Source organism: Streptomyces sp. NPDC028907 (genome assembly GCF_055564995.1).
This window is the reverse complement of the sequence record NZ_JBVHVE010000006.1, coordinates 490602-502851: the sequence shown is the minus strand read 5'-3', so window position 1 is coordinate 502851 and position 12250 is coordinate 490602. Positions and strand designations below refer to the sequence as shown.

Annotated in this window: 8 protein-coding genes and 1 riboswitch; of the genes, 5 read left to right on the top strand and 3 right to left on the bottom strand. The window is 69.9% G+C overall.

Features of this window, described 5'->3' with window-relative positions:
* Positions 1–12: 12 nt before the first annotated feature.
* From nuoL to recQ, 4 genes are all read left to right on the top strand, one after another.
* A complete protein-coding gene (gene nuoL, locus ACZ4UU_RS21370; protein ID WP_471904939.1) occupies positions 13–1977 on the top strand; it encodes an NADH-quinone oxidoreductase subunit L in 1965 nt (654 codons plus the stop codon).
* A 5-nt stretch (positions 1978–1982) separates the two neighbouring features.
* Positions 1983–3554 carry an NADH-quinone oxidoreductase subunit M gene (locus tag ACZ4UU_RS21365; protein ID WP_471904938.1) on the top strand — a complete coding sequence of 524 codons (1572 nt, stop codon included), beginning with the start codon at positions 1983–1985 and terminating at the stop codon, positions 3552–3554.
* Positions 3551–5200 carry an NADH-quinone oxidoreductase subunit NuoN gene (gene nuoN / locus ACZ4UU_RS21360; RefSeq protein ID WP_471904937.1) on the top strand — a complete coding sequence of 550 codons (1650 nt, stop codon included), beginning with the start codon at positions 3551–3553 and terminating at the stop codon, positions 5198–5200. Before ACZ4UU_RS21365 ends, nuoN begins: the two co-directional genes overlap by 4 nt.
* Before the next feature lie 193 nt (positions 5201–5393).
* Positions 5394–7406, top strand: a complete 2013-nt coding sequence (recQ, locus tag ACZ4UU_RS21355; RefSeq protein WP_471905097.1) for a DNA helicase RecQ — start codon at positions 5394–5396, stop codon at positions 7404–7406.
* A 64-nt stretch (positions 7407–7470) separates the two neighbouring features.
* On the opposite strand, the gene ACZ4UU_RS21350 is transcribed toward recQ, so the two are convergent.
* The gene (locus ACZ4UU_RS21350; RefSeq protein ID WP_471904936.1) at positions 7471–8409 is read right to left on the bottom strand and encodes a M56 family metallopeptidase; all 939 of its coding nucleotides are present in this window, start codon (positions 8407–8409) and stop codon (positions 7471–7473) included.
* A 261-nt stretch (positions 8410–8670) separates the two neighbouring features.
* Positions 8671–9894 (bottom strand): fumarylacetoacetase, encoded by a 1224-nt coding sequence (gene fahA, locus ACZ4UU_RS21345; RefSeq protein ID WP_471904935.1) that lies wholly within the window; start codon positions 9892–9894, stop codon positions 8671–8673.
* Between the two features lie 325 nt (positions 9895–10219).
* Here fahA and ACZ4UU_RS21340 point away from each other — a divergent pair, with 325 nt between their 5' ends.
* Positions 10220–11062 carry an HAD family hydrolase gene (locus ACZ4UU_RS21340; protein WP_471904934.1) on the top strand — a complete coding sequence of 281 codons (843 nt, stop codon included), beginning with the start codon at positions 10220–10222 and terminating at the stop codon, positions 11060–11062.
* A gap of 33 nt (positions 11063–11095) precedes the next feature.
* On the opposite strand, the gene ACZ4UU_RS21335 is transcribed toward ACZ4UU_RS21340, so the two are convergent.
* Positions 11096–11836 carry a transglycosylase SLT domain-containing protein gene (locus ACZ4UU_RS21335; RefSeq protein ID WP_471904933.1) on the bottom strand — a complete coding sequence of 247 codons (741 nt, stop codon included), beginning with the start codon at positions 11834–11836 and terminating at the stop codon, positions 11096–11098.
* A 5-nt stretch (positions 11837–11841) separates the two neighbouring features.
* A riboswitch (cyclic di-AMP (ydaO/yuaA leader) is annotated at positions 11842–12026 on the bottom strand.
* Positions 12027–12250 lie beyond the last annotated feature (224 nt).

Sequence of the window (12250 nt, the reverse complement as noted above, 5' to 3'; positions counted from 1 at the left end):
GTCGGAAGAATCGTGGAGAACCTGATTGCGCTGCTGGTCGCGGCGCCATTGCTCGGAGCGGTCGTACTGCTGTGCGGAGGCCGACGCCTCGACCGCGTCGGCCACTGGATCGGCACCGCCCTCGCCGCCGTCTCCTTCGTGTTCGGCGTCGTCCTCTTCGCCGACCTGCTCGGCAGGAGCGCCGAGGACCGGACCCTGACGAGCCACCTGTTCAGCTGGATCCCGGTCGAGGGCTTCCAGGCGGACATCGCCTTCCGCCTGGACCAGCTGTCGATGACGTTCGTGCTGTTGATCACCGGCGTCGGCTCGCTGATCCACCTGTACTCGGTCGGGTACATGGAGCACGACGAGCGGCGCCGCCGCTTCTTCGGCTATCTGAACCTGTTCCTCGCGGCGATGCTGCTGCTCGTCCTCGCCGACAACTACCTGCTTCTGTACGTCGGCTGGGAAGGCGTCGGTCTCGCCTCCTACCTGCTGATCGGCTTCTGGCAGCACAAGCCCAGCGCCGCCACCGCCGCGAAGAAGGCATTCCTGGTCAACCGCGTCGGCGACATGGGTCTGTCGATCGCGATCATGATGATGTTCCTCTGGTTCGGCACCTTCGCCTTCGGGCCGGTGCTCGGCGGGGAGGGGGAGCCCGGCCTGGTCGGTGACGCGAGCGAGGGCAGGCTCACCGCGATCGGTCTGATGCTGCTGCTCGCCGCGTGCGGCAAGTCCGCCCAGGTGCCGCTGCAGTCCTGGCTCGGGGACGCGATGGAGGGCCCGACCCCGGTCTCGGCCCTCATCCACGCCGCGACGATGGTGACCGCTGGCGTCTACCTGATCGTCCGCTCCGGCGCCATCTTCAACGCCGCTCCCGACGCGCAGTTGGTGGTCACCATCGTCGGCGCCGTCACGCTCCTCTTCGGTGCGATCGTCGGTTGTGCGAAGGACGACATCAAGAAGGCGCTGGCCGGCTCGACCATGTCGCAGATCGGCTACATGGTCCTCGCCGCCGGACTCGGCCCCATCGGCTACGTCTTCGCGATCATGCACCTGGTGACGCACGGCTTCTTCAAGGCCGGGCTGTTCCTCGGCGCCGGTTCGGTCATGCACGGCATGAACGACGAGGTCGACATGCGCAAGTACGGCGGCCTGCGCAAGTACATGCCGGTCACCTTCGTGACGTTCGGCCTCGGCTACCTCGCGATCATCGGCTTCCCGGGCCTGTCCGGCTTCTTCTCCAAGGACAAGATCATCGAGGCGGCGTTCGCCAAGGGCGGCACCGAGGGCTGGATCCTCGGCGGCTGCGCGCTGCTGGGCGCCGCCATCACGGCGTACTACATGACGCGCGTGATGCTGATGACGTTCTTCGGAGAGGAGCGCTGGCGGCACACGAAGACGGCCTCACCGGCCGAGCCCAGCGTGGAGCCCGCCGCCGAGACGCACGGCGAGCACGCGGAGCCGCACCCGCACGAGTCGCCCAAGGTCATGACGATCCCCATGATCGTGCTGGCCGTCGGATCGGTGGCCGGCGGTGCGTTCTTCAGCATCGGCGACCGCTTCGTGCACTGGCTGGAGCCCATCACCGGGCACTCCCACGGTCACCCGCCGATCGGCGCGGCAGTGGTCACCAGCGCGACCGTGGCGTGCATGATCATCGGCGTCGCCATCGCCTACGCCCAGTACGGCCGCCGCCCGGTCCCCGCCGTCGCCCCGCGCGGGTCGCTGCTCACCCGGGCCGCCCGGCGCGACCTGCTCCAGGACGACTTCAACCACGTCGTCCTCGTACGTGGCGGCGAGCACCTCACGCGCTCGCTGGTGTACGTCGACCACACCTTGGTCGACGGCGTCGTCAACGGCACGGCGGCTTCGGTCGGCGGCCTGTCCGGACGGATGCGCAGGCTGCAGAACGGCTTCGCGCGGTCGTACGCGGTCTCGATGTTCGGCGGTGCGGCGATCCTCATCGCCGCGACCCTGCTGATGAGGGCGGTCTGATACCGATGTCCTTTCCTCTGCTGACAGCTACGGCGGTGCTCCCGGCGATCGGAGCGGTCGCCACGGCCGCCGTACCGGCCGCCCGGCGCACCGCCGCCAAGTGGCTGGCGCTGCTCGTCTCGCTCGCCACACTCGCCCTCGCGATCACCGTCCTGGTCCGCTTCGACCCGGACGGCGACCGCTACCAGCTCACCGAGTCCCACGCCTGGATCGCCGACTTCGGCGTCCGCTACGAACTCGGCGTGGACGGCATCGCGGTGGCGCTGATCGCGCTGACGGCGCTGCTGATCCCGTTCATCATCCTCGCGGGCTGGCACGACGCCGACCCGCTGGAGACCGGCAGTTCGCGCTGGCGGCCCACGCAGGGCTTCTTCGCCCTGATCCTGGCCGTCGAGGCGATGGTGATCCTCTCCTTCGAGGCCACCGACGTCTTCCTCTTCTACATCTTCTTCGAAGCCATGCTCATCCCGATGTACTTCCTCATCGGCGGCTTCGGGGACCGTGCCCACGAGCACGGCGAGAAGGTGGCGTCGACGCAACGGTCGTACGCCGCGGTGAAGTTCCTGCTCTACAACCTGGTCGGCGGTCTGATCATGCTGGCCGCGGTGATCGGCCTCTACGTGGTCGCCGGGAACTTCAGCCTCCAGGAGATCGCCGAGGCCCGCGCCAACGGCACGCTCGACATGGCGACGAACACCGAACGCTGGCTGTTCCTCGGCTTCTTCTTCGCCTTCGCGGTGAAGGCACCGCTGTGGCCGCTGCACACCTGGCTGCCCAACGCCATGCAGGAGTCCACCGCCCCGGTCGCCGTGCTCATCACGGCGGTCGTCGACAAGGTGGGCACCTTCGCGATGCTCCGCTTCTGCCTCCAGCTGTTCCCGGAGGCCAGCAAGTGGGCGACGCCCGCGATCCTCGTCCTGGCGCTGGTCAGCATCGTCTACGGAGCGCTGCTCGCGGTCGGTCAGCGGGACATGAAGCGCCTGATCGCGTACGCGTCGATCTCGCACTTCGGCTTCATCATCATGGGCATCTTCGCGATGACCAGCCAGGGCCAGTCCGGCGCGACGCTCTACATGGTCAACCACGGCATCTCGACAGCCGCGTTGATGCTGGTGGCCGGCTTCCTGATCTCCCGGCGCGGCTCGCGGCTCATCGCCGACTACGGCGGTGTGCAGAAGGTCGCCCCGGTGCTCGCCGGCACCTTCCTGATCGGCAGTCTCGCGACCCTGTCGCTACCCGGACTGGCACCGTTCGTGAGTGAGTTCCTGGTCCTGGTCGGCACGTTCACGCGCTACCCGGTGATCGGCATCATCGCCACGTTCGGCATCGTGCTCGCCGCGCTCTACACCCTCGTCCTCTACCAGCGGACGATGACGGGCCCGGTGAAGCCGGAGGTCTCGGCGATGCCCGACCTCAGGGTGCGCGAGCTCGTGGTCGTCGCCCCGCTGGTCGCACTGCTGATCTTCCTGGGCGTCTACCCGAAGCCCGTCACGGACATCGTCAACCCGGCGGTCAAGCAGACCATGTCCGACGTACAGAAGAAGGACCCCCAGCCCGAGGTGGAGGCGGCCAAGTGAGCGCATCAGCCGTCCATAGCCTGTGGACAATCGCGGCCGATCCGATCCCGAAGATCGGCGCGCCGAAGATCGAGTACGGACAGCTCTCGCCCACCCTGATCATCGTCGGTGCGGCGGTCGTCGGGGTGCTGATCGAGGCGGTCGTCCCGCGCAAGGCTCGCTACTACGCACAGGTGTTCATCTCCGTAGTGGCGCTCGTCGCGGCCTTCGCCGCGGTCGTGGCGCTCGCGGCCGGCGGATACGCCACCACCAAGGCGGGCATCGCCGCGATGGGCGCCATCGCCGTCGACGGACCGGCCCTGTTCCTCCAGGGCACGATCCTGCTGGCCGCCCTGGTCGGCCTGTTCACCTTCGCCGAGCGACGGCTCGACCCGGCGGCGCACGGCAACAGGGTCGACTCCTTCGCCGCGCAGGCCGCGTCCGTCCCGGGCAGCGACAGCGAGAAGGCCGCGGTGAAGGCCGGGTTCACCACCACCGAGGTATTCCCGCTGCTGCTGTTCGCGGTCGCGGGCATGCTGGTCTTCCCGGCGGCCAACGACCTGCTGACGCTGTTCATCGCCCTGGAAGTCCTCTCGCTCCCGCTGTACCTGATGTGCGCGCTGGCCCGCCGCAAGCGGCTGATGTCGCAGGAGGCCGCGGTCAAGTACTTCCTGCTCGGCGCCTTCGCCTCCGCGTTCACGCTGTTCGGCATCGCGCTGCTGTACGGCTACGCGGGCTCCGTGTCGTACGCGACGATCGCCCAGGTCGTCGACGGTACGGTCCCAGAGGTCACCCCGGCGCTCGCGGACACGATGGGCAACGACGCGTTGCTGCTGGTCGGCGCCGCGATGATCGTGATGGGGTTGCTGTTCAAGGTGGGCGCCGTCCCGTTCCACATGTGGACGCCGGACGTCTACCAGGGCGCTCCGACGCCGGTGACCGGGTTCATGGCGGCGGCGACGAAGGTGGCGGCGTTCGGTGCGCTGCTGCGGATTCTGTACGTCGTGCTGCCGGGCCTGCGCTGGGACTGGCGGCCGGTCATGTGGGGCGTGGTGATCGTCACCATGCTGGGCGGAGCGATCGTCGCGATCACGCAGACCGACATCAAGCGACTGCTGGCGTACTCGTCGATCGCGCACGCCGGGTTCATCCTCGCGGGTGTCATCGCGACCACGCCGGACGGGGTGTCGTCCGTCCTGTTCTATCTGGCCGCGTACTCGTTCGTGACGATCGGGGCGTTCGCGGTGGTGACGCTGGTGCGGGACGCCGGCGGGGAGGCCACGCACCTGTCCAACTGGGCGGGTCTGGGCCGCCGTTCGCCGCTGGTCGCGGCCGTGTTCGCGGTGTTTCTGCTGGCCTTCGCCGGCATCCCGCTGACCTCCGGCTTCGCCGGGAAGTTCGCCGTGTTCAAGGCTGCGGCGGAGGGCGGGGCGGCCCCGCTGGTCGTGGTCGGTGTGATCTCGTCGGCGATCGCGGCGTTCTTCTACATCCGTGTCATCGTGCTCATGTTCTTCAGTGAGCCACGGCCCGAGGGGCCCACGGTCGCCGTTCCGTCGCCGCTGACGATGACGGCGATCGGGGTCGGGGTGGCGGTGACGCTGGTGCTGGGTGTCGCGCCGCAGTACTTCCTGGATCTGGCGAGTACGGCGGGGGTCTTCGTGCGCTGACGCGGCGCCGCCTGTACGGCCCGCTCGCACGGCCCGTGTGCACCGCAGCGGCCCGGCTTCCCTCGGGGGGACGCCGGGCCGCTGTGTTGTGGAGGCGGGTGAGGGGTGAGCCTGTGGATAACTTCGGGGGCTGTCGGTGGCGGCCCCTATCGTGGAGGCAGTGGTCGAGGGACGACGTACGGGGGACACGGCGATGGGTGCGACGGGCGGGATCAGCGAGATGCCAAGGGTGACCGAGGTGGCACAGGCGGGCGACAGCGAGGCGCTGGCCGCACTGCACCGGGTCTTCGGGTACGAGGCCTTCCGCGGCGAGCAGGAGGCCGTCATCGAGCATGTGGTGGCCGGCGGCGACGCTGTCGTGCTCATGCCGACCGGAGGCGGGAAGTCGCTCTGCTACCAGATCCCGTCCCTGGTCAGACCGGGTACGGGCATCGTCGTCTCGCCGCTCATCGCGCTGATGCAGGACCAGGTGGACGCGCTGCGGACGCTCGGCGTGCGGGCCGGGTTCGTCAACTCCACGCAGGACTTCGACGAGCGGCGTGTGGTGGAGGCGGAGTTCCTGGCGGGCGAGCTGGACCTGCTGTACCTCGCCCCGGAGCGGCTGCGGCTCGACTCGACGCTGGACCTGCTCTCGCGCGGCAAGATCGCGGTGTTCGCGATCGACGAGGCGCACTGCGTGTCCCAGTGGGGCCACGACTTCCGCCCCGACTATCTGGCGCTCTCGCTGCTCGGCGAGCGCTGGCCGGACGTCCCCCGGATCGCGCTCACGGCGACGGCCACGCGTGCGACGCACCAGGAGATCACCCAGCGGCTGAACATGCCGACGGCCCGGCACTTCGAGGCGAGCTTCGACCGGCCCAACATCCAGTACCGGATCGTGCCGAAGGCGGACCCGAAGAAGCAGCTGCTGAGCTTCCTGCGCGAGGAGCACGCGGGCGACGCGGGCATCGTGTACTGCCTGTCCCGAAAGTCCGTGGAGGCGACGGCCGAGTTCCTGAGCCGCAACGGCATCGAGGCGGTGCCGTACCACGCGGGCCTGGACGCGGGCACGCGCGCGGCGCACCAGTCCCGGTTCCTGCGGGAGGAGGGCCTGGTCGTGGTGGCGACCATCGCCTTCGGGATGGGCATCGACAAGCCGGACGTGCGCTTCGTCGCCCACCTCGACCTGCCCAAGTCGGTCGAGGGCTACTACCAGGAGACGGGCCGCGCCGGCCGTGACGGCCTGCCCTCCACGGCCTGGATGGCGTACGGGCTCAACGACGTCATCCAGCAGCGCAAGCTGATCCAGTCGGGCGAGGGCGACGAGGCGTTCCGGCGCCGGGCCGCCTCGCACCTGGACGCCATGCTGGCGCTGTGCGAGACGGCCCAGTGCAGGCGCGGCCAGCTGCTCGCCTACTTCGGCCAGGACCCCGACCCGGTGGGCTGCGGCAACTGCGACACCTGCCTGACACCGCCGGAGACCTGGGACGGCACGATCGCGGCGCAGAAGGTGCTGTCGACGGTGGTGCGGTTGCAGCGCGAGCGGGGGCAGAAGTTCGGGGCGTTGCAGATCGTCGACATCCTGCTGGGCAAGCGGACCGGCAAGGTGATCCAGTTCGATCACGACCAGCTCTCCGTGTTCGGGATCGGCGAGGAGCTGAACGAGGGCGAATGGCGGGGCGTCATCCGGCAGTTGCTGGCACAGGGGCTGCTCGCGGTCGAGGGTGAGTACGGGACGCTCGTGCTGACCGAAGCCAGTGGCACGGTGCTGCGGCGTGAGCGGGAGGTGCCGCTGCGGAAGGAGCCGAAGAAGCCGGTGACCGCGCGGTCGGCGTCCGGGTCCGGTTCCGGCGGGTCCGGGCGCGGAGAGCGCAGAGCGAAGGCCGCGGCGGCCGAGCTGCCCGAGGAACTGGTGCCGGCCTTCGAGGCGCTGCGGGCCTGGCGTGCGGAGCAGGCTCGGGAGCAGGGCGTTCCAGCCTATGTGATCTTCCATGACGCGACCCTGCGGGAGATCGTGACGGTGTGGCCCGCGTCCGTACGGGAGCTCGGAGGCGTCGGCGGGGTCGGCGAGAAGAAGCTGGCCACGTACGGGGAGGGCGTGCTGGAGGTGCTGGCCTCGATGCGCGGTGACTCCGATGCCGGGGCAGGGGGCGATGCGGCGCCCGCAGCCGATCACGGGGCGGACGACTGGCCCGAGATGGAGCCGGAGCCGGAGGACTGGGCCTAGGGCCTGGCTGGGAAGGAACGGCGGTCGGCCGCTCAGTCCGTCCGGCACCCCACGAGCGCGACGGTCACGCCAACGCCGTCAGCCCGGGCGCGAACGTGATCAGCAGCGGCAGCAGGGGCACCAGCGCGGCCAGCGTCGTGGTCAACGCCCGGTGGTGGCGGCCCAGACGGGGCGGCGGCTGGAGGAGGCGGTCGACGCGTTCGCCCAGGAGGCGGTGGGTGGAGGCGCAGGACAGGACGCCTCGGTGCTGGTTGAGCTCGATCAGGGCCAGAGCCGTCGTCAGATGACCGCAGCGGCGGGACGCGGTGTCGTCGGCGGCCAGTTCGACCAGACGGTGGGTCTGGTCGCAGAAGTGGGCGAACAACGGGATACGGGGGAATCCGGTGGCGAGTGCGGTCGAGAGGTGCAGGAGCCAGTCGTGGCGGGCGCGGGCGTGGCCCCGCTCATGGGTGAGGACGGCGTCCAGCTGGTGGTCGGTGAGGCGGTGCAGGGCACCGGTGGTGACGATCAGCTGGGCCGGGTTGCCGGGCATCCACCAGGCGTCCGGGTACTCGTCCTCCAGGACCAGGAGCGGGCCGCGGGCCGCGGGCAGCCCGGCCGGCAGGTCGGGGGCGCGTTCGCGCAGGTGGGCCCTGGCCTGGCCGCGGCGTCGGCGGGCCTCAGCGAGTTCGCGGCCCAGCATCGCCGTCGTCCAGGCGGCGCCGCAGGCCAGGAGCAGGGTGAGGACGGCGGCCCAGGCAGACGCGGACGAGAGGTCGTACGCCGCGGTCACCGCAGGCGGTGCCGGGGCGAAGAGCTGCGCGCGTACGGTGCCGAAGACGGCCGCTGCACCCAATGACAGGGCCGTCAGGCAGCACAGCAGGACGGTGGCGACCAGGCACTGCCACACCCAGAGCGCGACCACGGGTTCCCGTTCGGGCCATGCGGCACGGGTCAACGCTCGCGGAACGGGCACGGCTGCTGTCAGAGCGACGGTGCTCAACAGGAGCAGGCAGAAGGTCATGCCGGAGGCTCCGGATCCTGGTCAGGGGAGGTGCGCGGGCGGACATGCGGGGCGGTGGACGAGGAACACGCCACCTCCAGCCAGTATGACGGTGACGGTCGCCGGAGTCAGCGGTGAAGAGTCGCCGAACTCGCCGCCGGGCGCCGGGCGTACGCCGCCCCGGCCCTCGCCGCCGCCCCCTGCCGTCGTAGCGCCTCGCGGACCGCCGGCGTCTCGACGCCCCTCGCTCCGAGGCGCGGGCCCGCGCTCCCCGGTCTCACGTCAACTGCCTGCCACCACCTGCCCGGTGACCTCTCCCAGGCCCACTCGGACCCCACCGGGGCCCGGCGCCCAGGCGGACAGGGTGACCACGTCGCCGTCCTCCAGGAACGTGCGCTTTCCGTCGGGGAGTTCGAGGGGATCCCGGCCGTTCCAGGTCAGCTCCAGCAGGGAGCCGCGCTCGCGTTCCGTCGGGCCGCTCACTGTGCCCGAGCCGTAGAGGTCGCCGGTGCGCAGGGAGGCGCCGTTCACGGTCATGTGGGCGAGTTGCTGGGCGGCCGTCCAGTACATGGTGGAGAAAGGGGGCTCGGAGACCACGTGACCGTTGATGGCCACAGAGATGCGCAGGTCGTAGCCGCCGGCTTCGGCTTCGGAGCCGGAGTCGTCGAGGTACGGCAGCAGGGGGTGCGTCCGCTCCGGTGCTGCCACCCGGGCCTCCTCCAGCGCGTCCAGCGGGGTGATCCACGCCGACACCGACGTGGCGAAGGACTTGCCGAGGAACGGGCCGAGGGGGACGTACTCCCAGGCCTGGACGTCGCGTGCCGACCAGTCGTTGAGGAGGCACAGGCCGAAGACGTGCTCGCGGAAGTCACCCAGTGCCACCGGGTTGCCCATCTTCGAGGGCGTCCCGACCACGAAGCCGACCTCGGCCTCGATGTCCAGGCGGACCGACGGACCGAAGACCGGGGCGGGGTCGGTGGGGGCCTTGCGCTGGCCGGACGGCCGTACGACGTCCGTGCCGGACACCACCACCGTGCCGGAGCGGCCGTGGTAACCGATCGGGAGGTGCTTCCAGTTGGGAGTGAGGGAGTCGGCGGCGTCGGGACGGAAGATCTGGCCGACGTTCCGGGCGTGGTTCTCGGAGGCGTAGAAGTCGACGTAGTCCGCGACCTCGAAGGGGAGGTGCAGGGTCACCGAGGACAGGGGGTGCAGCAGGTCCGCGACGGCCTCCTGGTGCGCCGGCACCGTCACCCACGCCGTCAGCGCGCGGCGCACGTCGGACCAGGTGGTGCGGCCCGCGGCGAGCAGCGGGTTCAGGGAGTCCTGGGCGAGCAGCGGGGCGTACGGCGAGCCGAGCACGTAGGCCGCCTTGCCCGCGTCGAGGACGTGGTCGCCGAGCCGGACGCCGACCCGGCGTGCGGAGTCCGAGCCGGGGAGGGAGAAGACGCCATACGGAAGGTTGTGCGTGCCGAAGGGGTCGCCCTCGGGGAGATCGAAGGGGGGCATGGGGTGCTGCCTCACTCTCTTACGCTCCGTGCCATGTGGTCGGGCCACACGTTACGGGTGAGGTGCCGGTCTTGGGCAGTACGGAACTCGCGTCGCCGGGGCCGGCGAATCACCAGGTCGCGGCGCACGGTCGAGGCTCAGGCCCCCTCCCGCGTAGGCGATGGTGCGGGTCGAGGGACCACGTGGGGGTGAAATCGCAACAAGCGGAAGGAAGTTGTGCACACGGAAACAGAATCCGAACCGGAACAGGTGTCAACACATGTGAACACAGCAGCCGTCCGGTTCACGTCGAGTCGATGGGGCTTCCTGTCCGTATTCTCTGATCATGGCCCCACCCATCGCATATTCACTCATCGCCACTGACCTGGACGGGACGCTGCTCCGAGGCGACGACACGCTCTCCGACCGTTCCCTCGACGCGCTCGCGCAGGTCGCGGCGGCCGGTGCTCAGCACCTCGTCGTGACGGGGCGGCCGGCGCCCAGAGTGCGGCCGCTCCTCGACGTCCTGGGCAGCAGGGGGCTCGCGGTGTGCGGACAGGGCGCGCAGTTGTACGACGCCGGCGCGGACCGTCTCTTGTGGTCGATCACCCTGGACCGGGAGTTGGCGGAGACCGCGCTCGGCAAGATCGAGGCCGAGGTCGGGGAGGTGTACGCGGCCGTCGACCAGGACGGCGTCGACGGGCTCACGCTCATCGAACCCGGGTACCTGATGCCGCACCCCACCCTGCCCGCTGTCCGTGTCCAGCACCGGGACGACCTGTGGTGCGAGCCGATCAGCAAGGTGTTGCTGCGCCATCCCACCCTGTCCGACGACGAGTTGGCGGCGACGGCGCGGGCGGTCGTGGGCTCTCTCGCGACGGTCACCATGTCCGGGCCCGGGACCGTCGAACTCCAGCCATGCGGCATCACCAAGGCGACCGGTCTCGCGCTCGCCGCCGAGCATCTCGGCCTCGGCGCGCACGAGACCATCGCCTTCGGGGACATGCCCAATGACATCCCCATGTTCGACTGGGCCGCCCGCGGGGTGGCGATGGCCAACGCCCACCCCGAACTCAAGGCGGTCGCCGACGAGATCACCCTCTCGAACGAGGACGACGGCATCGCCGTCGTCCTCGAGAGGTTGTTCGCGGGCGTCAGCGCGGGCGCCCTGACCGATTCAGCCCAGTAAGGGTGAATTAGCCCACTCGATCCTGCTTCAGGGCTAGTAAGGGCCGTTCACATTGTCGATCGAGCCGTACCGGGCGGCCGCGTAGTTGCACGCGGCCGCGATGTTCGCGACCGGGTTGAAGGGGTCGTAGACGGTGCCCGGCACGTGGTAGGCCGCGAAGGTCGGGTCGATGACCTGGAGGAGGCCCTTGGACGGGGTGCCCGCGGCCGCGTTGGAGTCCCAGTTGTTGATGGCCTGGGGGTTGCCGGACGACTCGCGCATGATGTTGCGGTGGATGCCCTCGTAAGATCCGGGAATCCCGTTCTGTCCCATGATGTCCAGAGCGTTGCGGATCCAGCCGTCGAGGTTGTCCGGGTATGTCTTCACCGAGGACTGCGTGGCCTGGGCGACGGCGGACTTCTTGGCGGGTGCGGCGGCCTTGTCGGCGGTTGCGCTCGCGGTGCCGGCCTTCTTCGTCGCCCGGACCTCCAGGTCGACGCCCGGGTGGATCAGCCGGGGGTTGTCGCCGATGGCCTTGCGGTTGTCCTTGTAGAGCTGCTTCCAGCCACCCTGGGCGTCGTACCGGTCCGCGATGCCGTAGAGCGAATCGCCCTTTTTGGTGGTGTACGTAAGGGTATTGGCCTGCGCGGCGGTGGGGGTCTGGGCCGGCTGGGCGGCGCTCGCGGTGGTCGCGCTCAGGAGCGGGAGCGCGAGGGCTGCGGTGCCGGTGCCTGCGATGGCGACGCGACGAGTGAGCGGGTTGGTGCGGGGGCGGCGGTGCTTGCCTCGGGGCATGGCGCTGTTCCTCTCCGGCGCCTGCGAGGTGAGCTGTCGGGTTCGGGCGGGAGATGCCCGGCCGCGCCGCTGAGCGGTGGCGCGACTTCACCCCGAGCCGGGCCGGTGCGCCATCAAGGCGTCCGGTCCGGCGACTTACCTGGGTCCCCCGCTCCTGCCGTGCGTGTGTGAGTTCCGGGGATGGATGACACGGGCGGCGGCAGGATTCGGCGTCCGCCCGACGAGCGGGAACGTATGCGAGAGCACATGTCCGAAACAAGTGCCGGGGCCGCCTGACGTGCCGGTTGACCATGGTCTGGTGCGTATGGGGTGCTTGATCCTTTGCGGTTGCCAAGCCTCAACTTGTGTGTGGAACAAGGGGAGACGAAGGTGCGTCGGACGGGGTGTGTGGCCGGGTGTGCGTGACTCAACTCA

Excerpts from the sequence above, each read along its gene's own strand:
- ACZ4UU_RS21335 (WP_471904933.1), bottom strand. The coding sequence starts at position 11,836 with ATGCCCCGAGGCAAGCACCGCCGCCCCCGCACCAACCCGCTCACTCGT.
- ACZ4UU_RS21365 (WP_471904938.1), top strand. The coding sequence starts at position 1,983 with ATGTCCTTTCCTCTGCTGACAGCTACGGCGGTGCTCCCGGCGATCGGA.
- fahA (WP_471904935.1), bottom strand. The coding sequence starts at position 9,894 with ATGCCCCCCTTCGATCTCCCCGAGGGCGACCCCTTCGGCACGCACAAC.
- ACZ4UU_RS21340 (WP_471904934.1), top strand. The coding sequence starts at position 10,220 with ATGGCCCCACCCATCGCATATTCACTCATCGCCACTGACCTGGACGGG.
- recQ (WP_471905097.1), top strand. The coding sequence starts at position 5,394 with ATGGGTGCGACGGGCGGGATCAGCGAGATGCCAAGGGTGACCGAGGTG.
- ACZ4UU_RS21350 (WP_471904936.1), bottom strand. The coding sequence starts at position 8,409 with ATGACCTTCTGCCTGCTCCTGTTGAGCACCGTCGCTCTGACAGCAGCC.